The following is a 14,124-nucleotide window of genomic DNA, read 5'->3' as shown; positions in this document are numbered from 1 at the left end:
GTGCGATCTCAGGCGGCCTGACGGGCGGTGACGAACGCCGCCAGGGCGGCGACACTGCTGAAATGGTTGCGGGTGTCCTTGGCATCGGCGTCGATCTTGATGCCATAGCGCTTCTGGATGGCCAGGCCGAGCTCGAGCGCATCAACCGAATCCAGGCCCAGGCCTTCGCCGAACAGGGTCTGTTCGTCGTCGATGTCCTGGACGCTGATGTCCTCCAGGCCCAGGGCGTCGATGATCAGTTGCTTGAGATCACGGTTAAGGTTTTGCTGTGGCGCGCTCATCGGCGGCGAGCTCCTTGATGTAGTAGTTGTGCAGATAATCGTTGAGCAGACGGGAAGCTTTGGGCGCAGGGCCCAGGGCCGTGTAGGCGTCGGGATGCACGTCCGGGCCCACCGAAAGGGTGAAGTGCACCCGCCTGCCGGGTATGCGATACCAGGGTTCGTTCTTGGTCAGCGTGGTCGGGCTGACCTTGATGGTGACAGGGGTGATGACGCTTGCACCGCGCAGGGCAATCGCAGCCGCGCCGCGGTGAAAGGCCGGCGCCTGACCAGGCGAAGTACGCGTGCCTTCCGGGAAAATCACCAGGGTCTGGCCCTGTTGCAGCGAGGCGACGGCGGTGTCGAGCATGTCCATGCTGCCATCGTTGCCGATGTATTGCGCCTCGCTGACCGGCCCGCGCGTGAACGGGTTGTCGAACAGGCTCTGCTTCACGACGCAGTTGGCCTGGCGTACCAGACCGATCAGGAACACCACGTCGATCAGGGACGGGTGATTGGCGATGATCATCTGACCCGGCCGACCCAGGCGCTCGGCCCCTTCAATTTCGTAGGTCAGCACACCCATGGCGCGCATGAACTGCACGAAGCGCCAGAACAGCCAGCTGATGGTGCGCCGGGCCCGCTCGCGGTGTCGTGCCCGGCCACCCGGCAGGCAGGCCAGCAGCGGAAACACGAATAGCCGCAGGGTCAGGCAGCCCACGCCAAACAGCATAAAGCTCATGGCGGTGGCCAGTAGGCGCCAGATATAGGCGTCGCCTGGCCTGCTCACGGCTGTCGGTGCCAGTTCCATGTACGACGCTTCCCTGTGTGAGTGAAATCGGTGCGGCCGTTGAGCATGGCCTTGAGCCAGGCCAGGCCGTGAGGCAGCGCAGGCACGACAGGTAACGCGGCAACCTCGCCGGGCGCCAGCTGCCATTGCCGGCCTGGGGTCAGCAACAGGCCGAGCGCGTAGGCGAACGGTACGTCGTCTATCCAGGGGCCATAGGCCGGTGGTGGCTGCTCTTCGGTGACGATCAGCAGCACGGCTGGGGCGCCATCAGCCATGAGCGCTGCGGCTTCTACCACGCCCTGTTCGAAACCATCCCCGGCAGCGGCCAGAGCCGTCATCTCGCAGGTGGAACCGCGCAGGATCGACCACAGGCCGATGACCGCGTTGTGCACCGAGAGGCTGAACTGGGTAGGGGACAGCGGCTGCCCGGCAGCCAGTTCGCCCAGAATCGAAAACGTGCGGGGTGTTTCACCGTGGCGTGAAACGAACACCAGCGGCAGCGGCGGCTGGCCCTCTGCCAATGGCCAGGCCACCGCGAACGCCATGCGCGCCATGTGGCTCAGCCGACGACGCTGCATGGCTGGCAGGAAGGCCACGTCAGGCGCGCAGGCGTCTGCACCCGATGGCGAATTGCCGCTAGCCCAGGCGTGCCAGTCGGCAGGCGCCGAAAGGCCCGGAGCCCATGCACGCCATTGGGTGATGTTGAAGGTGATCACGGTGGTCTTCTTCCCGCCCTGAGGGGCTTCCATGCCGAGCGAACGACTCGGCGCCTGCCTGTCAGGGGTGGTGCGTTCATCGAGTGGCGCGCATTATCCCGGTGCGGCGGTGATGTAGCAATGGATTCGGATCCAAAGAGACAACGCCTTCAAGCGGATGTGGCGTGGTCCGATTGAATAGTTTCCTTTTTCCGACAGCCGGCACGGCGCCACGCGTGGTGGCGGCCGCTGTAGCAGCGCTGGTCATGAACACAGCGTCGCCACATACTCGGAACCTCGTCCCTATCCGGAGCTCAGTCATGCGACGCGTGGTGTTCAATCAGAAAGGCGGGGTGGGCAAGTCCAGCATCGCCTGCAACCTGGCAGCGGTAAGCGCCCATGAAGGCTACCGAACCTTGCTGATCGACCTGGATGCACAGGCCAACTCGACCCAGTACCTCACTGGGCTGGTGGGCGAAGACATTCCCATGGGGATCGCCGATTTCTTCAAGCAAAGCCTGTCCGGCGGACCTGGAGCGAAGAAGAACAAGGTTGAAATCCACCAGACGCCATTCGACAACCTGCATGTGGTCACCGCCACCTCTGAGCTGGCCGACCTGCAACCCAAGCTCGAGGCCAAGCACAAGATCAACAAGCTGCGCAAATTGCTCGAAAACTTGAGTGAAGACTATGAGCGGATTTACATCGACACCCCGCCGGCCCTCAACTTTTACGCCGTCTCGGCACTCATCGCAGCGGACCGTGTACTGATCCCGTTCGACTGCGACAGCTTCTCGCGCCAGGCCCTGTACGGGCTGCTGGCCGAGATCGAGGACATCAAGGAAGACCACAACGAACACCTGATCGTCGAGGGCATCGTGGTGAACCAGTTCCAGCCCCGTGCCACCCTGCCGCAGCAGATGCTGGACGCGCTACTGGCCGAAGGCTTGCCGGTGCTGCCGGTGTATCTGGGTAGTTCAGTGAAGATGCGTGAGTCGCACCACGCCAGCCTGCCCCTGATCCACCTCGACCCCCGTCACAAACTGACCCAGCAATTCGTGGCGCTGCATGATTTGCTGGGTAGGGAGGGGTAGGCGCAGCTTGCGTGCAAGTCTGGTGTTGATCATAATCTCCCAAAACGGGAGATTTTTTGAAATGCGGGTGATTGCCAAAAGCAGTCTAGTGAAATTTTGGGAGATGCCCGGTAATCACGATGCCAAGGCTGTATTGGAAAGCTGGTATGACTTAGTGATCAAAGCTACTTGGCTAACGCCGCAGGATGTGAAAGATCAGCTCGGCAACGCTAGCATCTGTGGAAGGAACCGCATTGTTTTCAACATTGGCGGTAATAAATATCGCCTCGTCGTGGAAATGCAATATAAGGCGGGTATCGCCTGGGTGAAATTCGTCGGCACCCATGAACGCTATGACGAAATTGACGTGGAGACAGTGTGTGAATATTAAGCCTATTCGCAGTGATGAGGATCTGCACGCGGCCTTTCGGCGGCTTGAGGCTATCTTCCAAGCCGAACCGGGCACCCCCGAAGCTGATGAAATGGAAGTACTCGTAACCCTGATTGAAGTGTACGAAAACAAGTACTACCCCATTCAGTCGGCTACCCCTCTGGAAGCCATCAAATTCTGCATGGAGCAACAAAGCCTCACCCCGCGAGACCTGGAGCCCTATATCGGGCCCAGTGGCCGGGTATCTGAGGTCTTGAATGGAAAGCGTAGGCTGAGCCTCTCCATGATCAGACGCCTGCACGAGGGGCTACGCATCCCCTATGAGTCGCTGCTGGGGGGTACCTGAAGTCAAACCCCTTTGCTGCGCAGCCACTCCAGCAGTGCCTGAAGGGGAAGAGCCCCCGCCTGGCGCACGACCTCGCGGCCGTTGCGCATCAGGATGAGGCTCGGGATCGAGCGAATGCCCAGTTGCCCCGCCAAGGTGCGGTTGGCTTCGCTGTCGAGCTTGGCCAGGCGGCAGCGGCCACTCAATTGGCGGGCCGCCTGTTCGAACACTGGCGCGAAGGCCTTGCAGGGGCCGCACCAATCGGCCCAGACATCGATCAGCAAGGGCAGGTCGCCTTTGACCTGGCTGGCATAGCTGCTCTCGGTCAGCACGAACGGCGTCTGGAGCACGACCTGCTGCTTGCAGCGGCCACACTTGGGCGCGTCGCCCAGGCGGTCGGCGGGTAAGCGGTTCAGGCCGTTGCAGTGGGGGCAAGGGACAACCAGCGAATCGGTCATTTCATCTCCGTTCGAGTAAGTGGGTTTCAGGACGAGCAACTGATTTCCAAGTGCTTGCCCCAGGCAGGTGGCGGCGCTGCATAGGCCTGCATCCCGCTCTGTTCCTCGAACGGGCGGCTGAGCACCTGATGCAAGCGCCTGACCTCAGTGTAGTCACCTGCCTCGGCCGCTTCGATGGCGTTCTGCGCCAGGTAGTTACGCAGCACATACAGCGGGTTCACGGCGTGCATGCGCTCACGCCGCCCGCCAGCATGGTTCGGTTCACGTTCGCAGCGGGCTTGATAGTCCACCGCCCAGGCATCGAAACCTGCCAGGTCGACGAAGTCGTCACGTACCGATTGCAGCGCGTCGGCCAGCGGTTGGTCGCCCAGTCGGCGGAAGAACAGGTTGTAGTCCACGCCACCGCTCTGCATGCGTTGCAGCAGGCGCTCGACCAGGGCCATGTCCTCGTCCTCGGCCGTCGTCAGGCCGAGCCGGCGACGCATCAGGTCCAGGTAATGGGCCTGGTACAGGGGCAGGAACAGCGCCAGCGCCTGCTTGAGCGCTTCGACATCGATCACCGTGGTCAAGGCCTGGGCCAGCGCACTGAGGTTCCAATGGGCGATCGGTACCTGATTGGCATAGCTGTAGCGGCCGCGATCGTCGGAGTGGTTGCAGATGAAGTTGGCATCAAAATCGTCGAGGAATGCGAACGGACCGAAATCGAAGGTGATCCCCAGGATCGACATGTTGTCGGTGTTCATCACGCCGTGACAGAAACCGTACGCTTGCCAGCGCGCGATCAGCTCGGCATTGCGCTCGACGATGGTCTGGAACATGGCCAGGTAAGGCTGTTCGGCGTCTTTGCACTGCGGGTAATGCTCATTGAGTACATGGTCGATCAGCACGCGCTGCTGCTCGGGCTGCTGGGTGTAGTAGAAGTACTCGAAATGGCCAAAGCGGATATGGCTCTGGGCAAGGCGGGTGAGCATGGCAGCGCTTTCCTGGGTTTCGCGCCACACCGGGGTACTGGAGCCGATCACGCACAGGGCTCGGCTGCTGGGGATGCCCAGGGCATGCAAGGCTTCGCTGGCCAGAAACTCACGGATCGAGGAACGCAGCACGGCACGGCCATCGCCCATACGCGAGTAGGGTGTCTGGCCGGCGCCCTTGAGGTGCAGGTCCCAATGTTCACCGGCATCGTTGACCACCTCGGTCAGCAACAGGCCGCGCCCGTCCCCCAGGCGCGGGTTGTAGCCGCCGAACTGATGGCCGGAATACACCATCGCCCGCGGATCGGCGCCTTCCCAGAGCTTGTGGCCGCTGAACAGCTCGGCGAACAAAGGCAGCTCGGCCTGGGCCGGGTCCAGGTCGAGCAGCGCCATGGCCGACGCACTGGCGACCACCAGGCGAGGGTCTGCAATGGGGTCGGGCAGTGCCTGGGTAGAGAATGCGTCACCCAGGCGGGCGAAGCGGTTGTCGAAGGTGAGCTGGTCGAGGGCTTTCACAGGGCTGCTCCTGAGTCGGGGTGGCAAGAGGCCGCTGCGTGGCCCTGTGCGGGCGGACCGGCCGTGAACGAGGGCCAGGCCCTCGCGGGTGGAACGGGCGTATCTGCCCTATGGAGTCCAATCACACCGGGGGAGTGCCATCGGATTTTGGCGAGTCCATCGGTATCAACTGTTGTTTGCCGGCTTTGGGGTCCATCAGGAACACCTCGACCTGGCGTACGGAGATCTTGATGTCGTGCGCCTTGAATTCCCGGTTGATGTAGCGATTGATCTCGTCCAGCGTGGGGTTGCGATCACCCAGGTCACGGACGTGCATGCGCAGCTCGTGGTCCAGCGAGCTTTCCCCGAATTGCAGGAAATACACCAGGGGTTCGGGGTCCTTGAGTACTCGGGGGTTCTCATGTGCACCCTTGAGCAGCAGGTCGCGCACCAGGTCCAGGTCCGAGCCGTAGTCGATGCCCAGCTTCAGGGTCACGCGGGTGACGGTATCGGTGAGCGACCAGTTGATCAGTTGCCCGGTGATGAACGTCTTGTTGGGGACGATGATGTCCTTGCGGTCGAAGTCGGTGATGGTGGTGGCGCGGATGCGGATCTTGCTCACCGTGCCCGACAAGTTGCCGATGGTGATGGTGTCACCGATACGCACCGGGCGTTCGAACAGGATCATGATGCCCGAAATGAAGTTGGCGAAGATTTCCTGCATGCCGAAACCCAGGCCTACCGACAGCGCGGCGACCAGCCACTGCAGCTTGTCCCAGCTGACCCCCAGGGTTGAGAGGGTGCTGACGATGCCGATGCCGACGATGGTGTAGGACAGCAGCGTGGTGGTGGCGTAGGCGCTGCCCTGGGCCAGGTTCAGCCGCGACAGTACCAGCACCTCCAGCAGGCCGGGCAAGTTGCCGGCCAGGGCGAAGGTGATGCCCACGATCACCAGTGCGCCGAGCAGGTCACCGAGGCTGATGGGGACCATGCTCGCCGCAGCGCCTGTACCGCTGGTGTATTCGTACAGCACGAAGTTGTTGAGGTAGGCGAACACCGAGAGCAGGTCCGACCACACCCAGTACAGGCCGGCGATGAAACCGCCGAGCAAGGCCAGGCGGATCAGGCGCAAGGACTGCTGGTTGACCTGTTCGATATCCAGCGTCGGCTCTTCGACGACGACTTCGCCATCGAGCCCTTCCTTGGCCGCAGCCCGCTTGCTGAGCGCGCGCTGGTAGGCCAGGCGTCGGGCGGCCACGGACAGCCCGCGCACGAATGCCGCCTCGATCACCAGCCAGAACAGCAGCAGGTAGAGGGTGTAGATCAGGCGGTCGGTGAGTTTCAGCGCCGTGTAGTAGTAGCCGAAACACACGGCGATGAACAGGGCGATGGGCAAGGCCGTGAACGCCACACCCACTGCCTTGCGAAACAGCGAGGTGTCGCGGTGGGCAGGGCTGCTCAGCAACAGGCGGCTGAGCAACCAGGCCATCAATGCGTAGCAAGTCAGTACCACGCCAATCCCCAGCACGTCATCGGCCAGCGCCGAGGGCTGGTGTTCGGCTACCGCCACCACCCCTACCAATGCCAGCACCACGGTGCCAAGACGCCGGACCCAGCCGCGCAGGAACTCCACTTGCGGCTTGTACCAGCGGAAGTGAATCTCGGCCACCCCGCCAGGCGAGAGAATGCGGTAGGCCGTATAGAACACCAGCCAGGCCTGGGCCAGTTGCCACAGCGCCGCGCCAAGGTTGGCGTTCTGCCCGCGGGCGTCGATTTGCAAGGCATAGCTGCACAGCGCAAGACCCAGGCTCACCGGCATCGCCAGCAGGATGTTGATCAAGATCGCCTGAGGGGTGTGCCACTGGCTGTCGCGGCGGAAATGGCCGATGTCCTGGTGCACCTTGCCCAGGCGCTGGTACAGGTACTTGCGTCGCCACAGCAACGCGCCGATCACCAGCAACAGCGGCAGGAACAGCAACGGGCGCTGGCTCAACCCGTCAGCCAGCTCCTTGAGGCCCGAGCCCCACGGCAGGTCCGCCACCTGGTCAGCCAGGCGTTGCGGCACATAGGCCAGCCAGTCCCAGTCCAACGGCTTGTTGCTGGGTATCCAGAACATCTGCTCGTCCAGCGTGGTACGCAGGCTTTGGGCAGTGCCCAGCAGCTGCTTCTGGTTCAGCTGCAAGGTAATGGATTCGTTGAGCAGGGCCGACAGTTCCCGGTTCAGGCGTTCGAGCAAGTCGCTGCGGGTGATGGCCACTTCCAGCAATGCCTTGCGCAGCTGGGGGGTGACGGTTTCGGGGGGCTGGGCTGCCAGCAGTTTGTCCACATAGCTGACCGGGCTGCTCATCTGCTCGCGCTGCTGATTGACCTCGAACTGGTACAGGCGTGTGTCGGCGATCTGGTCAGCCAGGTCACGGTCGAGCTTGAGATGCGGCAGGGTCTGTTTCTGTTTGTACAGGATCTTGGACAGCAGCAGGCTGCCTTTGAGAACGCTGATCTGCTCGTCCAGCGCCTGGTCGGCCTGGGTCAAGGTGTCGAGCTGCTGCTTGGTCCGCAGGTTCTGCTGGGTCAGTTCGTTGAGCCGGTCAGTGCTTCTGAGCAGGTAGTCGGACAGCTTGAGGTTGGCTGCGCTTTCGGTGGCCAACAGGCTGCTGCCACCGGCTTTCTGGGCTTCGATCGACTGCTGCGTGACGGTTTCCTGGGACTGGGCCAGGCGTTTGTCATTGATCAGGGTCTGCAGGTCCTGGATTTCCTGTTCCAGGCGTGCTGTGCGCTCGATCAGCAGGTCATGGCGGGCATTGCCCAGGTCCTGCAGCACACTGTTTCCAGCCAGCTCCTGGCGGCGCAACTGGGTAAGGGCGTTGAGCGAGGCCAGTTCGGCGTTGAGCTGGTTACGCAGGTCGGGGCTGACAGGCTTGCCCGCGTCCTTGCCGCTTTTGAGGATGCTGTTGATTTGCTGGGCCCGCGCCTGGCTGCTGCTGATCTCGGACTGGGCCCGTTCGGGACGGGTCTGCGAATTGATGATCAGGCTGTTGGCTTCGGACAGCGCTTTTTGCAGCTCGCCTTGCTGGGTAGTGCGCTCACTGAGCATCTGCTCGAGCTGCGGCACGCTTAGGTTTGCGTAGCGCTGGGCCACCGACTGCACCGAACTCTGCTTGAGCCTTGCCAGCTCCTTCTGGCTGTCGCTGGTTTCCTTGGGCGCGCTGGCCAGTTGCTGCTTGAGGGCAGCCAGCTTGCGTTCGTTGTCTTCCTTGCTGGCCAGCAGGCCGAGGGTCTGCTCGAGCACCTGCTGCAGGGCCTTCTGATCGGCTTCGGGCAGCTTGCGCTCGGCGATCTTGTCGAGGCTTTCCTGGACGCTGGCGGTGGTGGGGGCTTCAGCGGCGGCGACCGCCAGGGGAAGGCAAAGGCACAGCCCGAGCAGGGCTGTGCGAAGGTGCAGGCGAAAGGACATAGGCAGACTACTTGTGGATCAGGCAGAAACGAAGTTTAGAGGAACAATCCTGGTCCTGGTCGCGATCCTTCGGGGAATCTGACGCCCACTTTCTGAATCTTGTTCCCGTCCATGGTCGCCACGGTCCAGATCGTGCCATGCCATTCGACCTGGTCGCCTACCACTGGCGCGCCTCCGACCTTCTGTCGGATGAACTGCGCCAGCGGCATGTGGGCATCCTGGCTGTCGACGTTGAGGCCGTAGAGCGATGCCACGGCGCCGAGCTCGGCATCGCCTTCGAGCACGAAGTCGCCGAAGAAGCGCAGGTCCAGGCCGCGCTGGGGTGCCTGGCTGAAGAGTTTGCCCAGCGCAGGCAGGTTGTGCTCATGCCCGATCACGCACAGCATGTCGTCCACTTCCAGCACCGTACTGCCCGAAGGGTGTAGCAATTGTTCGCCACGGAACAGCGCGGCGATGCGCGTGCCCTCTGGCATCTTCAGCTCCCTTAGCGCTGCGCCAATGCACCACTTTTCGGCACCCAGGCGATAGACGAACATCTCCCATTCGCTGGTGATGTGCACTTCCAGTGCCGAGCGTGAAATGGGCGCCGGGTCTGGCGGGACCGTCACCTTGAGCAGTTTGGCCATCCAGGGCAGGCTGGTGCCCTGCACCAGCAGCGAAACCAAGACAATGAAGAACGCCAGGTTGAAGAACAGCTGGGCGTCCGGCAGGCCGGCCATCAGCGGGAATACCGCCAGGATGATGGGCACGGCGCCGCGCAGGCCCACCCAGGAAATGAAGGCCTTCTCGCGGTCGTGGAACGCCTTGAAGGGGAGCAGTGCGGCGACCACCGACAAGGGGCGTGCGATCAGAATCATCCACAGGGCAAGGCCCAGTGCCGGCAGGGCGATAGGCAGCAGGTCGTGAGGCGTCACCAACAGGCCTAGCACCAGGAACATCCCGATCTGGGCCAGCCACGCCATGCCGTCGAGCATGTGCAGAATGCCGTGGCGGCTGCGGATCGGCTTGTTGCCCAGCACCAGCCCACACAGGTAGACCGCCAGGAAACCACTGCCATGCAGGGCGTTGGTCAGCGAGAAGACCACCAGGCCACCGGCCACGACCAGAATCGGGTACAGGCCGCCTGCCAGGTTGATGCGGTTGACCAGCTGCAGCATCACCCAGCCGCCGCCCAGCCCCAGCAGCCCGCCGATGCCGAACTCGCGCAGCAGGTGGCCCAGCAGGCTCCAGTGCAGCCCGGTCTGGCCGCTGGCGATCATGTCGATGAGGGTCACGGTGAGGAAAACCGCCATCGGGTCGTTGCTACCCGATTCGATTTCCAGCGTGGCGGTGACCCGTTCGTTCAGGCCTTTACCGCCCAGCAGTGAAAAGACCGCCGCGGCATCGGTGGAGCCCACGATGGCGCCAATCAGCAGGCCCTGGATCAGGCTCAGGTCGAACAACCAGGCCGCCACCATGCCGGTCAGCGCCGTGGTGATCATGACCCCGACCGTTGCCAGCGAAAGCGCCGGCCACAAGGCGACCCGGAAGCTTGCTACCCGCGTGCGCAGACCACCGTCGAGCAGGATCACGGCAAGCGCGAGGTTGCCCACCAGGTAGGCGGTCGGGTAGTTGTTGAAAATGATGCCACCCCCGTCCACGCCAGCGATCATGCCGACGGCCAGGATAATGACCAGAATCGGGATGCCGAGCCGCGACGACAGCGAACTGACCAGGATGCTTGCCCCTACCAGCAATGCGCCGATCAGGAACAGGCTATTGATGGTACTGGCATCCAAAGGCAGGTACTCCGGGACAACGAGGAGGGAAGACGTGGTAGCGCGTATTCGATGTTTGCTAGCAGGTCGCGTGCCAACCGATTCTAACCTGATGAATTGGCAGCCTGTAAAGCGTTTCTGAAGATGTAGGCAAGCTAGCCCGCAGCGCGAACCGCTCCCCTCAAAGAAGAGGGCCGCGAGTGCGGCCCTCGTGCAATCAACCGTGGTTCTTGCCCAGCAACGCGTGATACAGCTCGGTGTCTCCCAGAATGCCCACGACTTTGTCGTTTTCCTGCAGCACCAGCTTGTTGCCGGTCTGGTAGCGAATCTGCAGGGCCTCACGCATGCCGATGTCGGCATGCACCAGGGTTGGCCTGCGGCTCAGGCCTTCCACTGCCTGCCCAGGCGCCCAGTTTTGCATCTCCAGGCCATTCTGGCCTTGCCGCGCACGCTTGATCGAATTGCCTTCACCCAGGTCCAGCCACGAGTCGCCGCCGGGGTCCAGGCAGACCGAACCGTTGACGCGCTTGCAGTTGTCCAGCGAGCGCATCAGGCTGCGTCCGCACAGCACGTTCAGCGGGTTGGTATGGGCCACGAAGGTGCGCACGTATTCATCGGCCGGGTTCAGCACGATTTCCTCGGGCTTGCTGTACTGGATGATCCGTCCGTCCTTCATGATCGCGATCCGGCTGCCCAGCTTGAGCGCCTCGTCCAGGTCGTGGCTGACGAAGACGATGGTCTTGTTCAGCTGGCTCTGCAGGGTCAACAGTTCGTCCTGAAGGCCTTGGCGGATCAAAGGGTCCAGGGCCGAGAACGGTTCGTCCATCAGCAGGATGTCGGCGTCCATGGCCAGCGCGCGTGCCAGGCCTACGCGCTGTTGCATGCCGCCGGACAATTCATCGGGCTTCTTGTTGCGCCACTGTGCCAGGCCTACCAGTTCGAGTTTTTCGTCGACCAGCTTGCGCCGTTCCTTCTCGGGGCGGCCCTGCATTTCCAGGCCGAAGCTGATGTTCTCGCGCACCGTGAGCCAAGGCATCAGGGCGAACTTCTGGAACACCATGGCGATACGCTTGGTGCGCATCATCTTCAGTTCAGCCGGGGTGCAGTGGGCGATATCGATGTGCTTGCCTTCGTGCTCCACGAACAGCTTGCCGCGGCTCACGGTGTTCAGCCCGTTGATACAGCGCAGCAGGCTGGACTTGCCCGAACCGGAAAGGCCCATGAGCACGCAGATCTCGCCTTTCTGGATGTCCAGGTTGGCTTTCTCTACGCCGACCACAAGGCCGGTCTGCTTGAGAATCTCTTCGCGGGTCTTGCCCTGGTCCAGCAACGACAGCGCTTCGCGTGGCTTGTTGGAGAAGATGACGTCGACGTCTTCGAATCGAATGATACTCATGCTTCACTCCTGGCCGGCAGCTCCGGTTGCTTGCAGATACGGTCGAGCATGATCGCCAGCAGCACGATTGCCAGGCCCGCTTCGAAGCCCAGGGAAATATCGGCGGTGTTCAGTGCGTTGACCACGGGTTTGCCCAGGCCGTCGGCGCCCACCAGGGCGGCGATCACCACCATCGACAGCGACAGCATGATGCATTGGGTGACACCTGCGGCGATGCTCGGCATCGCATGGGGCAGTTCGATACGGGTGAGCAGTTGACGGCGCGAGCAGCCAAAGGCCTTGCCGGCGTCCATCAGTTCCTGGGGGACATCGCAGATGCCCAGGTAGGTCAGGCGGATGGGGGCGGCGATGGCGAACACCACCGTCGAGATCAACCCAGGCACTACGCCCAGGCCGAACAGGGTAAGGGTAGGGATCAGGTAGACGAAGGTGGGGACCGTCTGCATCAGGTCGAGCACCGGCCGCATGGCGGTGTAGAACATCGGCTTGTGTGCGGCGACGATACCCAGCGGCACGCCGATGGCCACACAGACCACGGTGGCGAAGCTGACCTGGGCCAGGGTTTCCATGGTTTCCTGCCAGTAGCCCAGGTTGAGGATCAGCAGGAAGGACAATGCGACGAAGGCGGTCAATGCCCACTTGCGCTGGATCAGGTGCGCCAGTGCAGCGAACAGGGCGATGAGCACGAGCGGGTTGAACCAGGTCAGGGTACTGGTGACGCCATGGATCATGAACTCCAGGCCTTGGGCGATGGCGTCGAAATAATTCGCGCCGTGCTGGGTCAGCCACTCGACGAACGAGGACATGTACTGGCCCAGGGGTATTTTCTGATCGATAAGCATGATAGCGAGCTTCCACCTGCGTAGATTGAAATCAACCCGGGGCGGGCACGGTCCTGCCCCGAGGTAGCGCTACTGCGTAGTTCGGTTATTGCGTCAGCTTGGCCTTGGCCGCCTCGAGGCCAGGTTTGCCATCCACAGTGGTCACGCCTGCCAGCCAGGTGTCCAGCTTGCCGGGATTGTCCTTGAGCCATTTGCGCGCAGCGGCGTCAGGCTTCATCTTGTCGTCCAGGACATAGCCCATCATGGTGCTTTCGTCCTTGAGCTCGAACGACAGGTTCTTCAACAGTTGGCCGACGTTGCTGCATTCCTGCGCATACCCCTTGCGGGTATTGGTGTATACCGTCGCCTTGCCGAAATCGGGGCCGAAGAACTCATCGCCACCGGTCAGGTACTGCATCTTGAACCGGGTGTTCATCGGGTGCGGCTCCCATCCCAGGAACACGATGGCCTCGCCACGTTTCTGCGAGCGGTCCACCTGGGAAAGCATGCCGGCCTCGCTGGACTGGACAATCTTGAAGCCGGCGTCCTTCAGGCCGAAGGCGTTCTTGTCGATCATGCTCTGGATGGTGCGGTTGCCATCGTTGCCCGGCTCGATCCCGTAGATCTTGCCGCCTAGCTCATCCTTGAACTTGGGAATGTCGCTGAAATCCTTCAAGCCCTTGTCGTACAGGGCTTGCGGTACTGCGAGCGTATACTTGGCGTTTTCCAGGTTGGCGCGCAGGGTTTCGACCGTACCGGCGTCGCGGTACTGCTTGATGTCGTTCTCCATGGTCGGCATCCAGTTGCCGAGAAACACGTCCAGGTCCTTGCCGGCCGCCAGCGACTTGTAGGTCACCGGCACCGAGATCATGGTGGTGTGCGTCTTGTAGCCCAGGGCGTCGAGCACAGCGCTGGTGGTGGCCGTGGTTACCGTGATGTCGGTCCAGCCGACATCCGAAAACCGCACCGTCTGGCACTGCTCGGGTTCTGCGGCCTGGGCCAGTACCGGTGCGGACAGCAACGCGACCAGCAACAGCGAGGGTGAACCTTTCATGGGTGGACTCCTGTGATTTTGTCTTCGGGTTCGCGTGGTTCGTCGGACGTTCTGAGGGTCCGATCGATCAGGCCTGCAGAGGGCAGGTTGCGTGGCCGTGCTTTACGAGTCGCTTTCGATAATCCTCCAGCGCCGGGCAATCGCCTACTGGTGGGGTCGTATCCAGTACGCAACGGGTCGCATCCAGTAT

The 14,124-nt window shown here is 62.3% G+C and carries 13 protein-coding genes; 3 read left to right on the top strand and 10 right to left on the bottom strand.

The annotated features are described in order from the left end of the window. Nucleotides 1-8: 8 nt before the first annotated feature. Genes FS767_RS02350 through FS767_RS02340 form a run of 3 tightly spaced genes read right to left on the bottom strand, consistent with a single transcriptional unit; the run spans nt 9 to nt 1,763 of the window. Entirely contained in the window at nt 9-281 is a 273-nt protein-coding gene (locus FS767_RS02350; RefSeq protein WP_058602945.1) for a phosphopantetheine-binding protein, read from the bottom strand. Further along, a complete protein-coding gene (locus FS767_RS02345; RefSeq protein WP_144964051.1) occupies nt 256-1,068 on the bottom strand; it encodes a 1-acyl-sn-glycerol-3-phosphate acyltransferase in 813 nt (270 codons plus the stop codon). Before FS767_RS02345 ends, FS767_RS02350 begins: the two co-directional genes overlap by 26 nt. Next, on the bottom strand, nt 1,044-1,763 hold the full coding sequence (locus tag FS767_RS02340; protein WP_144964119.1) for a beta-ketoacyl synthase chain length factor: 720 nt from the start codon (nt 1,761-1,763) through the stop codon (nt 1,044-1,046). The genes FS767_RS02345 and FS767_RS02340 overlap by 25 nt, the downstream gene beginning before the upstream one ends. Nucleotides 1,764-2,062: 299 nt before the next feature. Between FS767_RS02340 and FS767_RS02335 the strand changes: the two genes are divergently transcribed. The 3 genes from FS767_RS02335 to FS767_RS02325 all read left to right on the top strand — a co-directional run bounded on the left by FS767_RS02335 (nt 2,063) and on the right by FS767_RS02325 (nt 3,552). Continuing rightward, nucleotides 2,063-2,836, top strand: a complete 774-nt coding sequence (locus FS767_RS02335) for a ParA family protein (protein ID WP_144964050.1) — start codon at nt 2,063-2,065, stop codon at nt 2,834-2,836. A gap of 61 nt (nt 2,837-2,897) precedes the next feature. Next, the gene (locus tag FS767_RS02330; protein WP_144964049.1) at nt 2,898-3,206 is read left to right on the top strand and encodes a type II toxin-antitoxin system HigB family toxin; all 309 of its coding nucleotides are present in this window, start codon (nt 2,898-2,900) and stop codon (nt 3,204-3,206) included. Next, on the top strand, nt 3,196-3,552 hold the full coding sequence (locus FS767_RS02325; RefSeq protein WP_058638107.1) for a type II toxin-antitoxin system HigA family antitoxin: 357 nt from the start codon (nt 3,196-3,198) through the stop codon (nt 3,550-3,552). Before FS767_RS02330 ends, FS767_RS02325 begins: the two co-directional genes overlap by 11 nt. A gap of 2 nt (nt 3,553-3,554) precedes the next feature. Here the strand turns inward: FS767_RS02325 and trxC are convergent, their stop codons facing one another. The 7 genes from trxC to FS767_RS02290 all read right to left on the bottom strand — a co-directional run bounded on the left by trxC (nt 3,555) and on the right by FS767_RS02290 (nt 13,934). Then, a complete protein-coding gene (trxC, locus tag FS767_RS02320) occupies nt 3,555-3,989 on the bottom strand; it encodes a thioredoxin TrxC (RefSeq protein ID WP_144964048.1) in 435 nt (144 codons plus the stop codon). Nucleotides 3,990-4,015: 26 nt separating this feature from the next. Beyond that, entirely contained in the window at nt 4,016-5,476 is a 1,461-nt protein-coding gene (selO, locus tag FS767_RS02315) for a protein adenylyltransferase SelO (RefSeq protein WP_144964047.1), read from the bottom strand. 121 nt (nt 5,477-5,597) lie between these two features. Further along, nucleotides 5,598-8,906, bottom strand: a complete 3,309-nt coding sequence (gene mscK / locus FS767_RS02310; protein WP_144964046.1) for a mechanosensitive channel MscK — start codon at nt 8,904-8,906, stop codon at nt 5,598-5,600. 35 nt (nt 8,907-8,941) lie between these two features. Further along, nucleotides 8,942-10,684, bottom strand: coding sequence for a potassium/proton antiporter (locus FS767_RS02305; RefSeq protein WP_023532459.1), 1,743 nt, complete (start codon nt 10,682-10,684; stop codon nt 8,942-8,944). A 196-nt stretch (nt 10,685-10,880) separates the two neighbouring features. After that, on the bottom strand, nt 10,881-12,059 hold the full coding sequence (gene choV / locus FS767_RS02300) for a choline ABC transporter ATP-binding protein (RefSeq protein WP_023532472.1): 1,179 nt from the start codon (nt 12,057-12,059) through the stop codon (nt 10,881-10,883). Next, nucleotides 12,056-12,904 (bottom strand): choline ABC transporter permease subunit, encoded by an 849-nt coding sequence (gene choW, locus FS767_RS02295; RefSeq protein ID WP_178102701.1) that lies wholly within the window; start codon nt 12,902-12,904, stop codon nt 12,056-12,058. The genes choV and choW overlap by 4 nt, the downstream gene beginning before the upstream one ends. An 82-nt stretch (nt 12,905-12,986) precedes the next feature. Then, nucleotides 12,987-13,934 carry a choline ABC transporter substrate-binding protein gene (locus FS767_RS02290; protein WP_023532510.1) on the bottom strand — a complete coding sequence of 316 codons (948 nt, stop codon included), beginning with the start codon at nt 13,932-13,934 and terminating at the stop codon, nt 12,987-12,989. Between the last annotated feature and the right edge of the window lie 190 nt (nt 13,935-14,124).

Origin of the sequence: Pseudomonas sp. DE0010, from assembly GCF_007680745.1 — a bacterium.
GTDB classification, from domain to species: domain Bacteria; phylum Pseudomonadota; class Gammaproteobacteria; order Pseudomonadales; family Pseudomonadaceae; genus Aquipseudomonas; species Aquipseudomonas parafulva_B.
The sequence above is the reverse complement of the archived record's forward strand: the minus strand, read 5'-3'. Positions and strand labels throughout refer to the sequence as shown.

What these genes read in the sequence shown, in the direction of transcription:
- FS767_RS02335 (WP_144964050.1), top strand. Translation starts at nt 2,063, where the DNA reads ATGCGACGCGTGGTGTTCAATCAGAAAGGCGGGGTGGGCAAGTCCAGC.
- FS767_RS02345 (WP_144964051.1), bottom strand. Translation starts at nt 1,068, where the DNA reads ATGGAACTGGCACCGACAGCCGTGAGCAGGCCAGGCGACGCCTATATC.
- FS767_RS02330 (WP_144964049.1), top strand. Translation starts at nt 2,898, where the DNA reads ATGCGGGTGATTGCCAAAAGCAGTCTAGTGAAATTTTGGGAGATGCCC.
- mscK (WP_144964046.1), bottom strand. Translation starts at nt 8,906, where the DNA reads ATGTCCTTTCGCCTGCACCTTCGCACAGCCCTGCTCGGGCTGTGCCTT.
- FS767_RS02290 (WP_023532510.1), bottom strand. Translation starts at nt 13,934, where the DNA reads ATGAAAGGTTCACCCTCGCTGTTGCTGGTCGCGTTGCTGTCCGCACCG.
- FS767_RS02350 (WP_058602945.1), bottom strand. Translation starts at nt 281, where the DNA reads ATGAGCGCGCCACAGCAAAACCTTAACCGTGATCTCAAGCAACTGATC.
- choV (WP_023532472.1), bottom strand. Translation starts at nt 12,059, where the DNA reads ATGAGTATCATTCGATTCGAAGACGTCGACGTCATCTTCTCCAACAAG.
- trxC (WP_144964048.1), bottom strand. Translation starts at nt 3,989, where the DNA reads ATGACCGATTCGCTGGTTGTCCCTTGCCCCCACTGCAACGGCCTGAAC.